At 68.7% G+C, this 17,853-nt stretch carries 21 protein-coding genes; 14 read left to right on the top strand and 7 right to left on the bottom strand.

Going from position 1 to position 17,853, the window contains the following annotated elements:
* Positions 1-174: 174 nt before the first annotated feature.
* From ACFQ0P_RS12285 to ACFQ0P_RS12260, 6 genes are all read left to right on the top strand, one after another.
* Positions 175-1,542: an RHS repeat-associated core domain-containing protein gene (locus tag ACFQ0P_RS12285; RefSeq protein ID WP_204978968.1), complete on the top strand. Its 1,368-nt coding sequence runs from the start codon at positions 175-177 to the stop codon at positions 1,540-1,542.
* Positions 1,536-1,724 carry a hypothetical protein gene (locus ACFQ0P_RS12280; RefSeq protein ID WP_204978967.1) on the top strand — a complete coding sequence of 63 codons (189 nt, stop codon included), beginning with the start codon at positions 1,536-1,538 and terminating at the stop codon, positions 1,722-1,724. Before ACFQ0P_RS12285 ends, ACFQ0P_RS12280 begins: the two co-directional genes overlap by 7 nt.
* Positions 1,725-2,167: 443 nt before the next feature.
* On the top strand, positions 2,168-2,725 hold the full coding sequence (locus tag ACFQ0P_RS12275; RefSeq protein ID WP_204978966.1) for an RHS repeat-associated core domain-containing protein: 558 nt from the start codon (positions 2,168-2,170) through the stop codon (positions 2,723-2,725).
* Entirely contained in the window at positions 2,722-2,949 is a 228-nt protein-coding gene (locus tag ACFQ0P_RS12270; RefSeq protein WP_204978965.1) for a hypothetical protein, read from the top strand. Before ACFQ0P_RS12275 ends, ACFQ0P_RS12270 begins: the two co-directional genes overlap by 4 nt.
* Entirely contained in the window at positions 2,946-3,152 is a 207-nt protein-coding gene (locus tag ACFQ0P_RS12265) for a hypothetical protein (RefSeq protein ID WP_204978964.1), read from the top strand. The genes ACFQ0P_RS12270 and ACFQ0P_RS12265 overlap by 4 nt, the downstream gene beginning before the upstream one ends.
* A gap of 245 nt (positions 3,153-3,397) precedes the next feature.
* The gene (locus ACFQ0P_RS12260) at positions 3,398-4,510 is read left to right on the top strand and encodes a tyrosine-type recombinase/integrase (RefSeq protein WP_378772290.1); all 1,113 of its coding nucleotides are present in this window, start codon (positions 3,398-3,400) and stop codon (positions 4,508-4,510) included.
* A gap of 149 nt (positions 4,511-4,659) precedes the next feature.
* On the opposite strand, the gene ychF is transcribed toward ACFQ0P_RS12260, so the two are convergent.
* The 3 genes from ychF to ACFQ0P_RS12245 are packed head-to-tail and all read right to left on the bottom strand — an operon-like array spanning position 4,660 to position 7,081.
* The gene (ychF, locus tag ACFQ0P_RS12255; RefSeq protein ID WP_204978963.1) at positions 4,660-5,733 is read right to left on the bottom strand and encodes a redox-regulated ATPase YchF; all 1,074 of its coding nucleotides are present in this window, start codon (positions 5,731-5,733) and stop codon (positions 4,660-4,662) included.
* 44 nt (positions 5,734-5,777) lie between these two features.
* Complete coding sequence (locus tag ACFQ0P_RS12250) at positions 5,778-6,473, bottom strand: HAD family hydrolase (protein WP_204978962.1); 696 nt, start codon at positions 6,471-6,473, stop codon at positions 5,778-5,780.
* Positions 6,470-7,081: a dihydrofolate reductase family protein gene (locus ACFQ0P_RS12245; protein ID WP_204978961.1), complete on the bottom strand. Its 612-nt coding sequence runs from the start codon at positions 7,079-7,081 to the stop codon at positions 6,470-6,472. The genes ACFQ0P_RS12250 and ACFQ0P_RS12245 overlap by 4 nt, the downstream gene beginning before the upstream one ends.
* 108 nt (positions 7,082-7,189) lie before the next feature.
* Here ACFQ0P_RS12245 and ACFQ0P_RS12240 point away from each other — a divergent pair, with 108 nt between their 5' ends.
* Together ACFQ0P_RS12240 and ACFQ0P_RS12235 are read left to right on the top strand one after the other, a co-directional pair.
* The gene (locus ACFQ0P_RS12240; protein WP_204978960.1) at positions 7,190-7,792 is read left to right on the top strand and encodes a 3'-5' exonuclease; all 603 of its coding nucleotides are present in this window, start codon (positions 7,190-7,192) and stop codon (positions 7,790-7,792) included.
* Between the two features lie 60 nt (positions 7,793-7,852).
* On the top strand, positions 7,853-9,229 hold the full coding sequence (locus ACFQ0P_RS12235; protein WP_204978959.1) for a DNA recombination protein RmuC: 1,377 nt from the start codon (positions 7,853-7,855) through the stop codon (positions 9,227-9,229).
* Between the two features lie 6 nt (positions 9,230-9,235).
* Here ACFQ0P_RS12235 and ACFQ0P_RS12230 read toward each other — a convergent pair whose 3' ends face one another.
* Complete coding sequence (locus ACFQ0P_RS12230; protein WP_204978958.1) at positions 9,236-9,445, bottom strand: UDP-N-acetylmuramyl pentapeptide phosphotransferase; 210 nt, start codon at positions 9,443-9,445, stop codon at positions 9,236-9,238.
* A 142-nt stretch (positions 9,446-9,587) separates the two neighbouring features.
* Positions 9,588-10,577: a class II fructose-bisphosphatase gene (gene glpX, locus ACFQ0P_RS12225; RefSeq protein WP_204978957.1), complete on the bottom strand. Its 990-nt coding sequence runs from the start codon at positions 10,575-10,577 to the stop codon at positions 9,588-9,590.
* A gap of 192 nt (positions 10,578-10,769) precedes the next feature.
* On the opposite strand from glpX, the gene fbaA reads away from it, so the two are divergent.
* Entirely contained in the window at positions 10,770-11,801 is a 1,032-nt protein-coding gene (gene fbaA, locus ACFQ0P_RS12220) for a class II fructose-bisphosphate aldolase (protein WP_204978956.1), read from the top strand.
* A gap of 37 nt (positions 11,802-11,838) precedes the next feature.
* On the opposite strand, the gene ACFQ0P_RS12215 is transcribed toward fbaA, so the two are convergent.
* Both ACFQ0P_RS12215 and ACFQ0P_RS12210 read right to left on the bottom strand, forming a co-directional pair.
* Positions 11,839-12,405, bottom strand: coding sequence for a DUF6264 family protein (locus ACFQ0P_RS12215; RefSeq protein WP_204978955.1), 567 nt, complete (start codon positions 12,403-12,405; stop codon positions 11,839-11,841).
* Positions 12,402-13,442: a 4-hydroxy-3-methylbut-2-enyl diphosphate reductase gene (locus tag ACFQ0P_RS12210; RefSeq protein WP_204981386.1), complete on the bottom strand. Its 1,041-nt coding sequence runs from the start codon at positions 13,440-13,442 to the stop codon at positions 12,402-12,404. The genes ACFQ0P_RS12215 and ACFQ0P_RS12210 overlap by 4 nt, the downstream gene beginning before the upstream one ends.
* A 101-nt stretch (positions 13,443-13,543) precedes the next feature.
* On the opposite strand from ACFQ0P_RS12210, the gene xseA reads away from it, so the two are divergent.
* From xseA to ACFQ0P_RS12185, 5 genes are read left to right on the top strand one after another with little or no spacing between them, the layout of a single operon-like run.
* On the top strand, positions 13,544-14,866 hold the full coding sequence (gene xseA / locus ACFQ0P_RS12205; protein ID WP_204978954.1) for an exodeoxyribonuclease VII large subunit: 1,323 nt from the start codon (positions 13,544-13,546) through the stop codon (positions 14,864-14,866).
* A gap of 9 nt (positions 14,867-14,875) precedes the next feature.
* Complete coding sequence (locus ACFQ0P_RS12200) at positions 14,876-15,118, top strand: exodeoxyribonuclease VII small subunit (RefSeq protein WP_204978953.1); 243 nt, start codon at positions 14,876-14,878, stop codon at positions 15,116-15,118.
* Positions 15,118-15,753, top strand: a complete 636-nt coding sequence (locus tag ACFQ0P_RS12195; RefSeq protein WP_204978952.1) for a DUF4245 family protein — start codon at positions 15,118-15,120, stop codon at positions 15,751-15,753. The genes ACFQ0P_RS12200 and ACFQ0P_RS12195 overlap by 1 nt, the downstream gene beginning before the upstream one ends.
* Before the next feature lie 52 nt (positions 15,754-15,805).
* The gene (locus tag ACFQ0P_RS12190; RefSeq protein ID WP_204981384.1) at positions 15,806-16,420 is read left to right on the top strand and encodes a carbonic anhydrase; all 615 of its coding nucleotides are present in this window, start codon (positions 15,806-15,808) and stop codon (positions 16,418-16,420) included.
* Positions 16,421-16,451: 31 nt separating this feature from the next.
* Complete coding sequence (locus tag ACFQ0P_RS12185; RefSeq protein ID WP_204978951.1) at positions 16,452-17,846, top strand: class II fumarate hydratase; 1,395 nt, start codon at positions 16,452-16,454, stop codon at positions 17,844-17,846.
* Positions 17,847-17,853: the final 7 nt, after the last annotated feature.

The following is a 17,853-nucleotide window of genomic DNA, read 5'->3' as shown; positions in this document are numbered from 1 at the left end:
GGTGTCACTCGGAGCTCTGCTTGCGGTTGCAGTTGTTCTGTTCGTCGTCGTGGTCGTTCGCGTGTTACTGCCTGAGCAGCAATGAGCCTGAGCGTAGGTACAACGACGAAGGGTGCCGCTGCCACGGTCACCGACAGTCGAGGTACGAACGCGAACGAGTTCGATGATTCCGGGGTGGCCACCAAGATCCTCTACCCCTCCGGGTCGGGTGTGAAGACCCTCGCGATCGGCACCGATGACCAGGGCCGCCGCACCGATGTGTGGTTGGACACCAACGCCACCAACTCGGCGTGGAAGGGTCACACCCATCAGGACTACGATGCCAGCGGCCGCGTCTCCCGCTCCATCGCCGAAACCGTCGACACGGGCGGCAACCCGGTCACGGTCATCGACGTGTCCTACTGCTACAACACCACCGGCACCCCACCGACCTGCGGGACGGGGGCCGCCACGGACCGGGCGAAGCTGCAATGGGAGCGGAACAACCTCACCGGGCAGGTCACCGTGTATGGGTATGACACGGCCGGTCACCTGACGTCCGCGGCCCAGACCGGTGGCACCAGCCCCACCGCCTGGACGTACACGTACGACGCCCGCGGGAACCGGCTGACCGCCACCGCCACCGGCGGGGTGAGCTCGTCGCAGACGCTGACGTTCAACGCCGGGAACCAGGTCACCACCGCCGGGTACAGCTTCGACGGGGCGGGGAACATGACCGCTGACCCCGCCGGGACGTACACCTACAACGGGGCGCAGCAGATGACCGGTGTCAGTAACGGGTCCGGGTCGTTCGCGTACAAGTACGCCGGGAGCAGTCAGGTGGAGGTGGTGCAGCAGCAGACCTCCACCACCACCTACAAGCTGGTGTACGGGCGGCTCAACCAGGTCGGGATGCCGGTGATCGAGCAGGCGAAGATCGGCAGTGTGACGGCGTATGTGGAAAACGACCCGGTCACCGGGCAGCCGCTCATGCTGCGCACCTCGACCGGCGCGGTCAGCTTGTACGTGTACGACGGCACCGGCAACCCCACCGCGATCCTGCGCGATGTCACCGGCACCGGGTACGTGTACACCTACGACCCGTACGGGCTGGCGACCCTCTCCTACACCAGCGGCGGGTCGGGCACCGGGCAAAACCCGTTCCTGTTCAAAGGCGGCATCCAAGACCGCGCCACCGGCTGGGTCCACTACGGCAACCGCTGGTACAACCCCACCACCGGACGCTGGACCCAACAAGACACCCTCGACGCACCCCTCGACCCCAACAACGCCAACCGCTACGCCTACGCCGGCTGCGACCCCATCAACAACCTCGACCCCACCGGCCAATTGACACTCGCGTGCACGTCTGCTCTCCTACGCCTGAGCGGGAACATCCTTGGGCAACTGGTTCGCGTCGCCGGGTTCACCGGTTTGATCTTCGGCGCTTCCGTGATTCCGCCCGCGGCCATTCTTACCGCGGGGGCGCTTCTTGCCGCGGGTTCCGCGATCGGGGCGTTCACCACCGCGATATCCATCAACGACGTGGCGCGTCAATGCTGAAGCGTCGCCTCCTATTTTGGACGTGGGGCGCGGCTGGTCTCGGCGTCGTCGCACTCTTGCTCACACTGCTTTCCGGCCAGTTCGATGCAGTCACATGGCTCACTCTCTTGTCACTCATCCTCAGCATCGCTGGCGTGATAACCATCGCCGTCAGCCTGAGCAACAAGAAGCCCGAGGAATGAGGAGCGCGCGTGGCCCATCTATGTGCGGATCGACGTCGGCAGATGACTGGTTCGAGCTCGTCGCCGACCGAGAGACGCGGTAAGTCAGGCATCAGTTCTCGCACCATCCCCCGACCTCCCGCCGACGGTGATGCAGCCGGTCGGATCTGACCTGGCTCCAATGGTTACTTTGCGGTGGCGGTGCAGCACTGGTGCGAGCGGTTGCCGACAAGCCAGGCGTAGGGCATCGCGTCGATAGGCGGCCAGCCAGGGCCGGAGCGTTGGAGATGTCAATGTGGAGCACGCGCAGCGGAGCGAGCATGAACGACATTGACATCAACGAGCGTGGCCGAGGATGGGCATCGAGGCGATTGCCCGTCATTATGGGTCGTGACGTGCTCGGATTCGACTGGCCCGCAGCGCCGGGGCAAGTGGAAAACGACCCGGTCACTGGGCAGCCGCTCATGCTGCGCACCTCGACCGGGGCGGTCAGCCTGTACGTGTACGACGGCACCGGCAACCCCACGGCGATCCTGCGCGATGTCACCGGCACCGGGTACGTGTACGCCTACGACCCGTACGGGCTTCCCACCCTCTCCTACACCAGCGGCGGGTCAGGCACCGGGCAGAACCCGTTCCTGTTCAAGGGCGGCATCCAAGACCGCGCCACCGGGTGGGTGCACTTCGGAAACCGCTGGTACAACCCCACCACCGGACGCTGGACCCAACAAGACACCCTCGACGCACCCCTCGACCCGAACAACGCCAACCGCTACGCCTACGCCGGCTGCGACCCCATCAACAACACCGACCCCACCGGGAATATCTCATCTTCGTGCGCCTGGGACTTGATCGACATCTTTGGAAATTTGACCGCAGCCGCGCTGAACCTCGGCGTACTAGTGGGAGCCTCCTCGACGGGAATAGGCCTCGGACTCGGCGCGCTGACTACGATTAACTTCGTGCTGAACGTTACGAGCGCGGCGTTCGCATTCGGAAGCGCTCTGAGGACATGCCGATGAGCACGACGCCGTCATCAGAGAATGGTGCCCTTCAGAAGCGCCTCGAAGAAATAAGGGTTCAGCTGGTCAAGCTCGCAGCTACCGGCATGCTCTCTGGGGGCGTCGGTCAGGCGGCGGTGTCGCTGGAGTCCAAAAAGCTCGAAGAAGAGGCCGATGCGATCCGCAGGAAGCTACTGGGAGCGGAGACAGCGGACCCGCTTCGCGATCGGGATGTGACCCAATGACCAAGCCCGCGAGGCTCAAGTGGTTTGCGCTGCTCGCGCTCTCGGCGTTCATCCTGCTCACGGGCAGTATCACGCTCGTCTTGACCATTTTGAACAACCGCCCCGGCGTGGCGCTAGTGGTCGCACTCGGCTCCCTGGTGGGAGCCATACTGCTGGGAATTCTGGCTGTTCGAGGTCTGCTGCGAGACCGTTCGAGGCAGTGAGTTGCGTGACAAGCGCGTGCCTCTACGACAACCAGGATCGGTTGCGGTCCACCGTCACCGGCGGGACCTCGTCGTCCGCAGACGGGATGAGTTCACCGCCATCGTCGCGCAACACAAAATTGGTCGCTATGCGTCGCAGCAAGTTTCTTGATGCCGCCAGCAACGGCAACCAAGTAGCGATCCCGCGCCGACGAGTTCAGACTGTCAGTTGAGGTCGAGTCGTCCCACGCGATCGGAGTCACCCTGTGGCGAGCATCAAACAGCGTCCTGACGGCTCGTGGCGCGCCCGCTATCGCGACGAGACGCACAAGGAACTCTCTCGCCATTTCGACACGAAGCGCGACGCCCAGCGCTGGCTGGACGAGGTGACAACATCCGTTATCACAGGGCGCTACGTCGACCCACGCGCTGGCACGATCACTCTCGCGCAGTACTACGCCGACTGGTCGACGCGTCAGCTCTGGGCAGCAGGGACCGTCGTCGCGATGGACCTCGCCATGCGGACATGCACCTTCCGCGATGTCGAGCTTCGTCGGCTCAGCCGGTCGCATGTCGAAGCGTGGGTGAAGGAGATGGCATCGCGGGGTCTGGCTCCCGGCACCATCAAGACCCGCGTCAACAACGTTCGTGGCGTCATCCGCGCGGCCGTTCGTGACCGGAGGATGCCCGAAGATCCGTCGATCGGGGTTACACTCCCCCGCCTGCGCAAGGCCGAGGCGTCAATGCGTGTTCCGACCCCAGAAGAGGTCGGAGCGATCATGGCTGCTGCCGAGTGGTGGTTCCGGCCCTTCGTGGCCGTGTGCGCGTTCGCCGGCCTTCGGCTCGGTGAGGCAGCGGCGCTCCAGGCCGATGACATCAACTTCTTGCGTCGACAGATCCACGTGAGACGCCAGGTGCAGCGGCACGCGGAGAACGAGATCGCGCTGAGTCCGCCGAAGTATGGGTCAGAGCGGGTGGTCTTCGCAGCTGACGAGCTGCTCGCAATCCTCAGCCAGCACTTCGCTGACCACGGCACATTCGGTCCAGAGGGATGGCTTTTCATGGGTCAGTACGGACTACCGCCGCACCAGAACACGGTCGGCTACTGGTGGCGCAAGACGCTCGCGGCCGCGTCTGTCGACGGCATCCGTCTCCATGACCTGCGCCACTTCTACGCATCCGGGTTGATCGCCTCGGGCTGCGACGTCGTCACCGTCCAGCGCGCGCTCGGGCACGCCCGCGCGACCACCACCCTCAACACCTACAGCCATCTCTGGCCAACCGCCGAAGACCGCACTCGCGCCGCCGCCGGCGCGCTCGTCGCGGCGGCGCTGCAATCTGCGGCATCGACCGACAGTGCCGGACAGGGAAGCCGCTAACCACCCGGCGGAGCCCAAACGAGTCGCCCAAGGGTGGTCGTTTCGAGCCCGCGCGGACCCGCTAGCGCGGGTTTTCTGCGGACTTTTTGCGGACTAGATCATCGAAATCCGATCAGAACCCGCGGAATTCCGCGGGCAAGTGACTCGGGTCAGACGTTGAAGCGGAACTCGACGACGTCGCCGTCCTGCATGACGTAGTCCTTGCCCTCGAGGCGGGCCTTGCCCTTCGCGCGGGCCTCGAGGACCGACCCCGACTCGACGAGGTCGTCGAACGAGATCACCTCGGCCTTGATGAAGCCCTTCTCGAAGTCGGTGTGGATGACTCCCGCCGCCTGCGGCGCCTTCCAGCCCTTGCCGATCGTCCAGGCCCGGGCCTCCTTCGGCCCGGCGGTGAGATAGGTCTGGAGCCCCAGGGTGTCGAAGCCGATGCGCGCGAGCTGGTCGAGTCCGGACTCGTCCTGCCCCGTCGAGGCGAGCAGTTCGGCGGCGTCCTCGGGGTCGAGGTCGATGAGCTCGGACTCGATCTTGGCGTCGAGGAAGACCGCCTTGGCCGGGGCGACCAGGGACTCGAGCTCCGCCCGGCGCGCAGCATCCGTCAGCACCGCCTCGTCGACGTTGAAGACGAAGATGAACGGCTTGGCCGTGAGCAGCCCCAGCTCCTTGATGGGCGCGAGGTCGATGCCCGAGGCCGACAGCAGCTCGCCGCGCTGGACGGCGTCGCGCGCCGCCTCGGCAGTCTGGAGCACCGACGGGTCGAGCTTGCGTCCCCGCACTTCCTTCTCGTACCGCGCGATCGCCTTCTCGAGGGTCTCGAGGTCGGCCAGCTGCAGCTCGGCGTTGATGGTCTCCATGTCGCTGCGCGGATCGACGGCACCCTCGACGTGCACGACATCGTCGTCGGAGAATCCGCGCACGACCTGGGCGATCGCGTCGGCCTCGCGGATGTTCGCGAGGAACTTGTTGCCGAGTCCCTCTCCCTCCGACGCTCCGCGCACGATGCCGGCGATGTCGACGAACGAGACCGCGGCCGGCAGGATCCGCTCGCTGTGGAAGATCTCGGCGAGCGTGTCCAGGCGCGGGTCGGGGAGGTTCACCACACCCACGTTGGGCTCGATGGTCGCGAAGGGGTAGTTCGCCGCGAGCACCTGATTCTTGGTGAGGGCGTTGAAGAGGGTGGACTTGCCGACGTTGGGCAGTCCGACGATTCCGATGGTGAGAGCCACGGGGCTCAAGTCTAGTTGCGGAGGGAACGGCGCCGCGCCGAGCGTCAGAGCAGGGCGAGCAGTCCGCGCAGATCGGCGATCGTGTGATGGGGATCGGATGCCACGGCAGCCCCCCTCCGATTGATCCAGACGGCCGTGAGACCGGCGCCGACGGCCCCGCCGACGTCGGCGGTCTGATTGTCGCCGACGTGAATCGCCTCATCGGAGCCCACGCCGAGGACCCCGAGAGCCAGCTCGAAGATCTCGCGCTCGGGCTTGCGGTGCCCTACCTCGCCCGACACCACGACGGCATCGAACCCATCGAGGCCGACCGTTGCGAGCTTGCCGCGCTGGAGCGCGCTCGGACCATTGGTGATGACGGCCGTACGCAGCCCCGCCCGACGCACCGAGGCGAGGACGTCGAGGCTCTCGTCGTACAGCACCGCCGCGGCGGACTCCAGCGCGATCTGCCGCGCGTGGACCGCTTCGGCCGCCTCCCGGTCCTCGACACCGTGCCGCCGCAGCACCGCCTCCCACACATCGAGGGGCAGCGCGTCGGTCGGGATCGTCGACAGCGCCGGGCTCTCGCCGACCCCGAACCAGTAGGCATGGAGCGCCGAGACCGCCTCGTCGACGAAACCCGGAGCGAGCCGCCGCACGACCGCCTCCTCGGAGGCCGCCTGCCGTACGACCTCGTCGACGTGATCGTCGCGCAGCAGCGTGCCGTCCAGATCGAAGCACACCGCCCGGACGCCGATCATGCGGGGTCCACCCGCCACCGCATGAGCACGTTCCCTGATTCCTGCCACTCCCGCACGCCCAGCAGCTTCAGCGCGACGGGCGGGCGGTCGTCGAACAGCGGCACACCCGATCCGGCGATCAGCGGGAAGGTGACCAGATGCAGTTCGTCCACGAGTCCGGCTCGCATCAGGTCGTTCCAGAGCACCCGCCCGAGCAGGACGAGGATGCCTCTCCCCTCGCCCGAACGGAGAGCGGCGACCTCCGACCTCGCTTCGGCGACGGGGACGGTGCGCACGTTGCGATAGGGCGCGAGGTCCTCGGCGGTGATCGTGTCGGACACCACGACCTTCTCGATGTCGAGGATCAGCGCGGCGAACTCGCGGCGGATCGCGGAGGCGCTCGGATCCTCGAGGACGCCGGTCCAGTAGCCGAGATTGCCGAGCGCGGACCGGCGGCCGGACAGCACGAGCGTGCCGGCGTCCCGGAGCAGCGACGTCGTGTAGTGGTCGAAGGTGTCGGCCCCCGCGTAGTCGGGGTGCTGATGCTCGAAGAACGACGCGATGTCGTGGTCGTCGTCTTCGTACCTGCCGTCGACCGTGACGAAGTTGCAGACCGTGAGTGTGCGCATGGGGTCACGCTAGCCCGGACGGCGGACGCCGGGATCGCCGCCGACCGCACAGGCGGGTCGGCGGCGCGCCTCCGCGGCCGCCCGGCCATCGCGGGCGAGGGTGGGGGCGTGGCATTGGACTTCACCGCGATCGACTTCGAGACGGCGAACCCGAGCAATGCCTCGGTGTGCGCCGTCGGCCTCGCCCGGGTCCGCGACGGCGTCGTCGTCGACGAGACCGGGTGGCTGATCCGTCCGCCCGCCGGGCACGACGTGTTCTTCGACCTCAACACCCGCATCCACGGGATCCGGGCGGTGGATGTCGCGGACGCCGCCACCTGGACCGAGCAGCTCCCGGCGCTCGCGGCCTTCATCGGCGATGACGTGCTCGTCGCCCACAACGCGGGCTTCGACATGGCCGTGATCAAACGGACGTGCGAAGCGACCGGCGACGACTGCCCGCCCTACCGCTATGCGTGCAGTCTCCAGGTCGCGCGGCGCGTCTATCAGCTCGAGTCGTATCGCCTTCCGTTCGTCGCCGCGGAGGCCGGCTTCGGGGCGTTCGCCCACCACAACGCGACCGCCGATGCCCTCGCCTGCGCCCACGTGATGATCGACGCGGCCCGACGCGTGGCGGCCGACGACATCGACCTGCTCGCGGAGTACTGCGGCGTCCGGGTCTCGCAGATCGCCGTCGCAGCGCCCCCGGTCACGTCCTTCGTGGTGGCCTGACGAGCGCCGACACCGGCCCGTCTGCGCGCCGATGTCGGCGGCCCCGTTCACGATGGACCCATGGACGCCTTCCTCGTGTCGATCATCGCCGTGGTGACGTTGCTCGCGGGCGCCCTCGCCGGCTGGACCGCCGGGCTCGCGAGGGCCGCCGCTCGCACCGCCCGTGAGCAGGCCGAGCTGCGCGCCCGACTCGCAGCCGCCGACGCCGCGCGGCAGGGTGTGCAGGCACAGCTCGAGCACCAGCAGCTGCTGTACCGCGAACTCGCGGCGCAGGCGCGTCACGACCAAGCCTCCCGCGAAGAGCGGGAGCGACGCGAGCAGACCGTCCTGCGGGCCCTCGCCCCGGTGCACGAGACGCTGACCGCCATGCAGGCGAAGGTCGGCGAGCTCGAGCGCGACCGGCACACCCAGTTCGCGACGCTCGCCGAGCAGCTGCGCAGGGCACAGGAGTCCGACGAGGCGCTGCGGTCGACGACCGAGTCACTGGCCAGCGCCCTGCGGTCGGGATCGACGCGCGGGGTGTGGGGCGAAACGCAGTTGCGGCGCGTCGTGGAGGCGGCGGGCCTCACGCGCTACGTGGACTTCGATGTGCAGACGTCGATCCGGTCGGATGCCGGGGCCGGCCGACCCGATATGGTGATCCGCCTCCCCGGCGACAAGGCCATTGCCGTCGACGCAAAGGTTCCGCTCGACGCGTACCTCGAAGCGAGCGCGATCCCGCTGACGGCGCAAGGGCCGGACGCCGCCCGGCGGCGAGAGCTCCTCGACAAGCACGTCCGAGCACTGCGCGCGCACGTGGACGCGCTCGCGAAGAAGGCCTACTGGTCAGGACTGCCGTCGAGCCCCGAGTTCGTCGTGTGCTTCGTCCCGAGCGAGTCGCTGCTGGCGGCCGCCCTCGAGGAAGATCCGGCGCTGCTCGATCACGCGTTCGGCAAGCGGGTCGCCCTCGCATCGCCCGTGAATCTGTGGGCCGTGCTCAAGACCGTCGCCTACACGTGGACGCAGCAGGACGTCTCGGCCGAAGCGCGGGCGCTGTTCGACCTCGGCAACCAGCTCTACGAGCGTCTCGGTTCGCTCGCCGGCCACGCCGACGATCTGCGCCGCGCGATCGAGCGCACCGTCGACAGCTACAACCGGTTCGCCGGCTCGCTCGAGTCGCGCGTGCTCGTGAGCGCCCGCCGGTTCCCCGGGATCGACGCGACCAAGCTCGACGCCGTCACGGAGCCGGCGACCATCGAGAAGAGCCCGCGTCGCCTCACGGCGCCCGAGCTGCTCGAGGGCACACTCAGCGAGGACGGACCGCCGCGATCGAGCGCGGACGCGTCGAACCTCTCGCGCGAGCACGACATCGACTCCGGCGGAGCGGAGGCCGCCCGTACCACTGCCGCAGCCGACCTCGGAGAACTCCGGAGCCGGATCGCCCCCGCTTCGGACTGACGAAGGTCAGGCGCCGCCGGGCACGAAGCTCAGCAGTCCGATGACCAGCGCCGAGACGCCGACGAAAGCGCCGATCATCCACCATGCGCTGATCTCGTGGCCTTCTTCGCGGCGCACGCGAAGGAGGACATCAGGACGACGGGCGGGGTCCACCGCGTTCGCGACGACCGCCTGCGCGCCCGTCTGCGTCGACGGACTGCTCACCTGTCCGGACATGGGGACTCCCTCGCATCGAGAATTACGTGCGTCACCGTCGACCGCCAACGATTCTGCCAGACGGTTGCCTCGAACGCGTCACGAAACGGTCACAAGAGCCCCACGAGCAACATCTTTCACCGCGACACGCGGCGAAAGATGATCAGAGCCACTTCGACGTGAGGTGCTCCGACGTGATGCGACGCAGGGTTCCCGACGCTCCACGCAGGACGACGCTCTCGGTGTACACGTAGCCGCCCTCCCGGCGGACCCCCGCGACGAGCTGGCCGTCGGTGACACCGGTCGCGACGAAGATCGTGTTGCTCCCCCTCACCAGGTCGTCCGCCTCGTACACGTGGTCGTCGAGCTTCAGGCCGGCATCGATGCCCTTCTGCTTCTCGTCGTCGTCACGCGGCCACAGCCGACCTTGGATGTGGCCGCCCAGCGCCTTGATGGCGCATGCCGTCACGATCCCCTCGGGGCTTCCGCCGATCCCCACGCACATGTCCGTGCGCGCGTTGTGCCGTGCCGCATTGATCCCGCCCGCGACATCGCCGTCGCTCATGAGGCGCGTGCCGGCGCCGGCCTCGCGGATCTGGTCGATCAGATCGTCATGACGGGGCCGATGGAGCACCGATACGACGATCTCGTCCACCGGCTTGCCGAGTGCTTTCGCCAGCAGGCGGATGTTCTCGCCGATCGGGAGGCGGATGTCGACGACGCCGACGCCGGCGGGCCCCGTCACCAGCTTGTCCATGTAGAAGACGCTCGACGCGTCGAGCATCGTGCCGTGATCGGACACCGCGATCACCGAGAGGGCGTTGTTCCTGCCCGCCGCCGTGAGGGAGGTGCCGTCGATCGGGTCGACGGCCACGTCGCACTGCGGACCCCGGCCATTGCCCACTCGCTCGCCGTTGAAGAGCATGGGGGCCTCGTCCTTCTCCCCTTCACCGATCACGATCGTGCCGTCGAAGTTCACCGTGGTGAAGAACGCCCGCATCGCGTCGACGGCGGCACCGTCGGCCGCCTCCTTGGCCCCCCGCCCGATGAACGGCACGGCGCGGATCGCGGCCGCCTCCGTCGCTCGCACCAGCTCGAGCGCGAGGTTCCGGTCGGGGTGGAGGGGGCTCATGTCGGCAGTCAGACTCACCATGTCGCCAGCCTAGCCATGGCCGGTGGTCGGCCACCGTGATTTTCCACGCTCGCAGCGTTAAGGAAGCGCGATTCTTTCGCGTGCGGCAGGACCCGCCCTCGATGGGCGACCTCGCGGCGCCGGAGCATCCTTCGCCGCGACCGAGGCACCGCTAAAGTCGACATGACGCCCCCTCACGACCAAGGAGCACCCATGCCCGTCGCCACGCCCGAGCAGTACGCCGACATGCTGGACCGCGCGAAGGCCGGTGGATTCGCGTACCCCGCCATCAACGTCTCGAGCTCGCAGTCGATCAACGCCGTTCTGCAGGGGCTCACCGAGGCCGGGTCCGACGGCATCATCCAGGTCACCACCGGCGGGGCGGACTACTTCGCCGGCCACACCGTCAAGGCTCGCGCGACCGGGGCGATCGCTTTCGCGAAGTTCGCCACCGAGGTCGCCAAGAGCTACCCGATCACCGTGGCGCTCCACACCGACCACTGCCCCAAGCCCGCACTCGCAGACTTCGTGCTGCCCCTCATCGAGGCCTCCGAGGAGGAGGTTCGGGCCGGACGCAACCCGATCTTCCAGTCGCACATGTGGGACGGCTCGGCCGTGCCGCTGGACGAGAACATCGAGATCGCCCGGGAACTCCTCCCCCGCCTGAAGAACATCAACGCCATCCTCGAGGTCGAGATCGGCGTCGTCGGCGGCGAAGAGGACGGTGTCCAGCACGAGGGATCGAACGAGGCCCTCTACACGACCGTCGCCGATGTCACCAAGGCGGTGGAAGCTCTCGGGCTCGGCGAGAACGGCCGCTACATCTCCGCGCTCACCTTCGGCAACGTCCACGGCGTCTACAAGCCCGGCAACGTCAAGCTCCGTCCCGAGCTCCTCGGCGAGATCCAGGAGGGCATCGCGTCGAAGTTCGGCACCGGGCCGAAGCCGCTCGACCTGGTCTTCCACGGCGGCAGCGGCTCGACCGACGAAGAGATCGCCCTCGCCGTCGCGAACGGGGTCGTGAAGATGAACATCGACACCGACACCCAGTACGCCTTCACGCGCTCGGTCGCCGGCTACATGTTCACCAACTACGACGGCGTCCTCAAGGTCGACGGCGAGGTGGGCAACAAGAAGGCCTACGACCCCCGCGCGTGGGGCAAGGTCGCCGAGTCCGCGATGGCCGCGCGGGTCGTCGAGGCCACGAAGCAGCTCGGCTCGCACGGCAAGTCCCTCGCGGCCTGACCTTCGCGGTCGGGAGCGCGCTGCGGGCAGCGCCGGACTAACGGATGCTGTTCTCCAGCGCGCTCCACACCGCGGGGTCGTTCATCAACGGGATGAGCACGAGGATCGCGGACGCCGACATGAAGACGACGCCGCCCACGAGCGGAATCCACCACGATAAACGGCCGCGCCGCACACTCATCCACGACACGACCGCGGTCACGAACCAGCCCGCGGCCAGCACGATCGCAGCCGCGATGCCCCACGGGCGCCCCGCGGCGGGGTCCGACAGCGTCGCGTCGACGCCCAGCAGCCCGAACATCGTGTCGGTGTACTCGGTGAAATCCACCAGCGCCGGGAAGGACGCCACGACGTTCACGAGTCCGTAGGCGAGCAGCGCGAAGGTCACGATCCGATCGACGGCTCGGGAGCGGGTAGCCGTCTCAGGCGGAGCAGCCGCAGGGCGCTCGGCGGGCGAGACCGGTACGGGCTGCTCCGGGACGGGTGCGGGCTCGTAGACGAGGCCGACGTCCGGTTGCGCGATGCGCGCGCGCTGCTCCTCGGGCGTCGCGTACTCGCCGTACTGCGGCCGCGGCCGCGGGTCGGGCGCCGAGGCCCCGCTCATGAGCGGCCCCGGCCACCCAGCGCACGGTCGTCGCGGCGGCCCGAGGCATCCTGACGGAGCTCCTTCGGGAGCGAGAACATGAGGTCCTCCTCGGCGGTGCGGATCTCTTCGACATCGCGGTAGCCGGCGCCGGCGAGGTCCGACAGGACCTCCTGGACGAGCACCTCGGGAACCGACGCACCGCTGGTCACGCCGACGGTCTCGACGCCGTCGAGCCAGGCCTGGTCGATCTCGTCGGCGTAGTCGACGCGGTACGCGGCCTTCGCGCCGTACTCGAGCGCGACCTCCACGAGCCGAACGCTGTTGGAGGAGTTGGCCGAACCCACCACGATGACGAGATCGGCGTCCTTCGCGACCTTCTTGATGGCGACCTGACGGTTCTGCGTCGCGTAGCAGATGTCGTCGGACGGCGGGTCCTGGAGCTGAGGGAAGCGCTCGCGCAGACGCCGGACGGTCTCCATCGTCTCGTCGACCGAGAGGGTGGTCTGGGAGAGCCACACCACCTTGGACGGATCACGGACCTCGATGGTGTCGGCCTCGTCGGGCGAGTTCACGACGGTGACGTGGTCGGGCGCCTCGCCGGCGGTGCCCTCGACCTCCTCGTGCCCCTCGTGGCCGATCAGGAGGATCTCGAAGTCGTCGCGCGCGAAGCGCACCGCCTCACGGTGCACCTTGGTCACCAGCGGGCACGTTGCGTCGATCGCCCGGAGATTCCTGTCGGATGCCTCGCTCACGACGGCCGGCGAGACTCCGTGCGCGCTGAACACGACGTGCGAGCCCTCGGGGACCTCGTCGACCTCCTCGACGAAGATCGCGCCCTGCGCCTCGAGCTCGGTCACGACGTGGATGTTGTGGACGATCTGCTTGCGGACGTACACGGGCGCGCCGTAGCGCTCGAGCGCCTTCTCGACGGCGATGACCGCGCGGTCCACCCCGGCGCAGTAGCCCCGGGGCGAAGCGAGCAGCACCCGCTTCTGTCCTTGGACCGGGATATCCTGAAGGCGTTCGCGCCGCCGCGGTACGCGCGGGACGGGCATGCTCACAGGTCGGTTCCCCACAGTGCTGCTGGTCACCCCTCGATTCTATGGGCGGCCCCTGGGCGCGGGCCGTGCGACGACATCCGGTGCGAGAGGACTTCATGACGACCTTCCAGCCGGCACCGGTGCCCGGCGAGGCCCCACCCGCGGATTCGGTGCGACCGAAGGACTCCACGCCGCAGGCGCCGACGTCCGTCTCGCGGCTCAACGAGACCATCCGCGGGTTCATCCAGACCTGGGGCTCGGTGTGGGTCGAGGGCGAGATCACGTCATGGAACCTGCGCGGCGGCAATGTGTTCGGGCGGCTCAAGGACAACGTCACCGACGCCACGCTCGCCTTCCGCATCTGGTCCTCCACGCGCGAACGGCTCCCCGCCGACCTCAAGGTCGGCGACCACGTCGTGGCGTGCGTGAAAGCCGACTTCTTCGTCAAGACCGGCGACTTCAGCTTCGGCGTCTCGGCCATGCGCCACGTCGGCCTCGGCGACCAGCTCGAGAAGCTCGAGCGGCTGCGGTCCCAGTTGCGCTCCGAAGGACTGTTCGACGCCGCACGCAAGAAGCGGCTGCCGTTCCTGCCCCACACGATCGGCCTGATCACGGGAGAGAACTCCGACGCCGAGAAGGACGTCCATCGCAACGCCGAGCTGCGCTGGCCGCAGGTGCGCTTCCGCACCAAGTACGCCGCCGTGCAGGGTGAACGGTGCGTCCCCGAGACGATCGCGGCGCTCAAGGCGCTCGACGCCGCTCCGGACGTCGACGTCATCATCATCGCCCGCGGCGGCGGCGACCCGCAGACCCTCCTCGGCTTCAGCGACGAGCGCCTCGTGCGCGCGGTGGCGACGGCATCCACTCCGGTCGTGAGTGCGATCGGCCACGAGAACGACCATCCGCTGCTCGACGACGTCGCCGATCTCCGCGCGTCGACGCCCACCGACGCCGCCAAGCGCGTGGTGCCGGATGTCGCGGAGCAGCGTGCGCTCATCGCCCAGCTCCGCGCGCGCCTGACCGGCCGCCTGAGTCAGCGCGTGAGCCACGACATCGCGCAGCTCGAACAGCTGCGCTCCCGCCCGGCCCTGCGCTCGCCCGAGTCGATCCTCACCTCGCGGGCGCAAGAGGTCGAGCTCCTCGTCGGGCGCGGTCGGTTCCGCGTCGATCGCGCGCTGGACGCGCAGGCGCAGGCCACGTCCGAACTCCGGGCGACGCTCCGCGCGCTCTCCCCCGCGTCGACGCTGGCGCGCGGCTACGCCATCGCCCACCTGTCCGACGGGACCATCGTCCGCGACGCCGCGCAGGCACCGGCATCCGCCCGCGTCGTGGTCACCGTCGGACGCGGCTCCTTCGCGGCCCTCTCGGAGGGGGAGGTCGCCGAAACCCCCTCACCCGACGACCACGACGCCGCCGGCGGTGCCGTCGCACCGATCTAGGATGGAGGCATGACCGAGTCGAGCGGAGCCACGCAGGACGTCTCGTCGCTGACGTTCGAGCAGGCCCGCGATGAGCTCGTCCGCGTCGTCGCGGAGCTCGAGCAGGGCGCCCCGACGCTCGAGCAGTCACTCGCACTGTGGGAGCGCGGCGAAGCTCTCGCCGCTCGGTGCGACGAATGGCTTCTCGGCGCGAAGCGCCGGCTCGATGCGGCACGCTCTGCGACCGAGTCCGCCCCCGCGGAGCGCGTGTGATGGCCCACTCGCCCCGCATCGTCGCCGAGCTCGGCCGCGAAGAGACCCCCGAAGAGACGGCCGCTCGCAAGGCCGAGTCGTCGCGCGTGTACCGCGCGAGCCAGAACAGCCGCAACCTGTTCGCGGCGCTCATCGTGACGATCGCGGTCGTGGTCGTGATCATTCTCGCGGTGCCGCGCGGCACGCCGCCGGAGCCCGAGCCGATCGACGTCGCCGTCGTCGCCGAGCAGGTGTCCGCCGCCGAGGAGCGCGCGGTCATCGCGCCGGAGGTCCCCGAGTCCTGGCGGGTCAACGTTGCCGAGGTCGACGGAGAAGCACCCCGCGAGTGGACGATCGTCTACGCCGACGAGACGTGGTTCCTGCGGGTCGTTCAGGGCTTCGACGCCGATCCGGCGTGGCCGACGCGTGTCCTGTCCGGCGCGAACACCGACGGCACGGTGTCGATCGAGGGCATCGTGTGGGACCGCTACGACATCACCGACCCTTCGCGCGCGGGGAACGTCACGGTCGCCCTGGCCACCCAGGCCGGCGCCGACACCGTCCTCATCTACGGGCGCGCGGGTCAGGACACCCTGGAAGAGGCCGCCGCGGCCGCCGCGCCCGAGATCGAGCGCCTGCGCGAGGCCGCCGAGTGAGCGAGGAGGCACCGTGAGCGAAGAGCCGACGCCCCGCAAGGTGTGGCACGAGATGCAGCGAGGCAATGCGCGGTTCGTCGCCGGAGAACCCCGCCATCCGCGCCAGGACGTCGAGCGTCGCCACGACCTCGCCGCCGGCCAGCGCCCGAGAGCCGCACTGTTCGGCTGCTCCGACTCGCGCCTTGCCGCCGAGATCATCTTCGACAAGGGACTGGGTGACCTCTTCGTCGTCCGCAACGCGGGCCAGGTCATCTCGGACTCCGTGGTCGGCAGCCTCGAGTACGCCGTGGCGGTGCTCGGCGTGCCCCTGATCGTGGTGCTGGGCCATGACGAGTGCGGCGCCGTCAACGCCGCGATCGACAGCACGCGCGCAGATGCCCCGGCCCTGCCCGCCCACATCTGGAAGCAGATCGCCCCCATCGTCCCCGCCGTGCGCCGCGTCGTGCGCGCCGGGACGGTCGACGGCGTGCCGCCCGTGACGATCGACCACGAGCAGGTCGGCCGCGAGCACCTCCGCGACACCGTCGCCGAGCTGCTGCACTCGTCGGAGCTCATCAGCGACGCGGTCGCCGAGGGCCGGCTCGCCATCGTGGGGGCCAACTACCGACTCGCGGAAGGAACCGCCGTCCCCGACGTGATCGTCGGCGACGTCGGGGACGACGCCTGATCACACTCGCCACCAACGGAGGAACGACGAAGTGACCGACATCGAGTACCGCATCGAGCACGACACGATGGGTGAGGTGCGCGTCCCCAAGGACGCCCTCTACGCCGCGCAGACGCAGCGCGCCGTCGAGAACTTCCCCATCTCGGGCGACCCGCTCGAACCCGCCCAGATCGTCGCGCTCGCGCGCATCAAGAAGGCCGCCGCTCTCGCCAACAAGGAGCTCGGCACCCTCGATGCCGACATCGCCGACGCGATCGCGCGGTCCGCGGACCGCATCATCGCGGGCGAGTTCGCCGACCAGTTCCCTATCGACGTCTACCAGACCGGCAGCGGCACCTCGTCGAACATGAACATGAACGAGGTGCTCGCCACCCTCGCGACCCGCGACCTCGGCCGACCGGTGCACCCGAACGACCACGTGAACGCGTCGCAGTCGTCCAACGACGTGTTCCCGACGTCCGTCCACATCGCCGTGACGCAGGAGCTCATCGACGACCTCATCCCGGCGCTCGACCACCTCGCCGTCGCCCTCGAGGCCAAGGCGGACGCGTGGAAGACCGTCGTGAAGTCCGGCCGCACGCACCTGATGGACGCCACACCCGTCACGCTCGGCCAGGAGTTCGGCGGCTACGCGCGCCAGGTCCGTCTGGGCATCGAGCGCGTCCAGGCCGTCCTCCCGCGGGTCGCCGAGGTGCCCCTGGGCGGCACGGCCGTGGGCACCGGGATCAACACGCCCCTCGGGTTCCCGCAGAAGGTTCTCGAGCTGATCGTCTCGGACACCGAGCTTCCGATCACCGAGGCGAAGGACCACTTCGAAGCCCAGGCGAACCGGGACGGCCTGGTTGAGACATCCGGCGCCCTGCGCACGATCGCGGTCTCCCTGACGAAGATCAACAACGACATCCGCTGGATGGGGTCGGGACCCAACACCGGCCTGGGCGAGCTGCACATCCCCGATCTGCAGCCGGGCTCTTCGATCATGCCCGGCAAGGTCAACCCCGTCGTCCCCGAGGCGACGCTCATGGTGTGCGCGCGCGTGATCGGCAACGACGCCACCGTCGCGTGGGCGGGGGCCTCCGGATCGTTCGAACTCAACGTCGCGATCCCCGTGATGGGAACGGCCGTCCTCGAGTCGATCGAACTGCTCGCCAATGCCTCCCGCCTGCTGGCCGACAAGACGATCGACGGTCTCGAGGCCGATGTCGAGCGCGCCGCAGCCTACGCGGGCATGTCGCCCTCGATCGTCACGCCGCTCAACAAGCTGATCGGATACGAGGCGGCGGCGAAGATCGCCAAGCACTCGGTCGCGAAGGGCATCACCGTGCGCGAGGCCGTCATCGACCTCGGTTATGTCGAGCGCGGCGAGCTGACTCTCGACCAGCTCGACGAGAAGCTCGACCTGCTGTCGATGACGCACCCGGGCTGAGCGCACT

It is taken from the genome of Microbacterium insulae, assembly GCF_042677065.1.
GTDB classification, from domain to species: Bacteria; Actinomycetota; Actinomycetes; order Actinomycetales; family Microbacteriaceae; genus Microbacterium; species Microbacterium insulae.
Note: the sequence above shows the minus strand (reverse complement) of the source record. Positions and strands in the feature narration are given on the sequence as shown.

Excerpts from the sequence above, each read along its gene's own strand:
- ACFQ0P_RS12270 (WP_204978965.1), top strand. The coding sequence starts at position 2,722 with ATGAGCACGACGCCGTCATCAGAGAATGGTGCCCTTCAGAAGCGCCTC.
- ACFQ0P_RS12190 (WP_204981384.1), top strand. The coding sequence starts at position 15,806 with ATGCAGCGAGGCAATGCGCGGTTCGTCGCCGGAGAACCCCGCCATCCG.
- ACFQ0P_RS12230 (WP_204978958.1), bottom strand. The coding sequence starts at position 9,445 with ATGTCCGGACAGGTGAGCAGTCCGTCGACGCAGACGGGCGCGCAGGCG.
- ACFQ0P_RS12265 (WP_204978964.1), top strand. The coding sequence starts at position 2,946 with ATGACCAAGCCCGCGAGGCTCAAGTGGTTTGCGCTGCTCGCGCTCTCG.
- ACFQ0P_RS12200 (WP_204978953.1), top strand. The coding sequence starts at position 14,876 with ATGACCGAGTCGAGCGGAGCCACGCAGGACGTCTCGTCGCTGACGTTC.
- ACFQ0P_RS12195 (WP_204978952.1), top strand. The coding sequence starts at position 15,118 with ATGGCCCACTCGCCCCGCATCGTCGCCGAGCTCGGCCGCGAAGAGACC.
- ACFQ0P_RS12245 (WP_204978961.1), bottom strand. The coding sequence starts at position 7,081 with ATGCGCACACTCACGGTCTGCAACTTCGTCACGGTCGACGGCAGGTAC.
- ACFQ0P_RS12210 (WP_204981386.1), bottom strand. The coding sequence starts at position 13,442 with ATGCCCGTCCCGCGCGTACCGCGGCGGCGCGAACGCCTTCAGGATATC.
- ACFQ0P_RS12215 (WP_204978955.1), bottom strand. The coding sequence starts at position 12,405 with ATGAGCGGGGCCTCGGCGCCCGACCCGCGGCCGCGGCCGCAGTACGGC.
- fbaA (WP_204978956.1), top strand. The coding sequence starts at position 10,770 with ATGCCCGTCGCCACGCCCGAGCAGTACGCCGACATGCTGGACCGCGCG.
- xseA (WP_204978954.1), top strand. The coding sequence starts at position 13,544 with ATGACGACCTTCCAGCCGGCACCGGTGCCCGGCGAGGCCCCACCCGCG.
- ACFQ0P_RS12280 (WP_204978967.1), top strand. The coding sequence starts at position 1,536 with ATGCTGAAGCGTCGCCTCCTATTTTGGACGTGGGGCGCGGCTGGTCTC.
- glpX (WP_204978957.1), bottom strand. The coding sequence starts at position 10,577 with ATGGTGAGTCTGACTGCCGACATGAGCCCCCTCCACCCCGACCGGAAC.
- ACFQ0P_RS12235 (WP_204978959.1), top strand. The coding sequence starts at position 7,853 with ATGGACGCCTTCCTCGTGTCGATCATCGCCGTGGTGACGTTGCTCGCG.
- ACFQ0P_RS12275 (WP_204978966.1), top strand. The coding sequence starts at position 2,168 with ATGCTGCGCACCTCGACCGGGGCGGTCAGCCTGTACGTGTACGACGGC.
- ACFQ0P_RS12250 (WP_204978962.1), bottom strand. The coding sequence starts at position 6,473 with ATGATCGGCGTCCGGGCGGTGTGCTTCGATCTGGACGGCACGCTGCTG.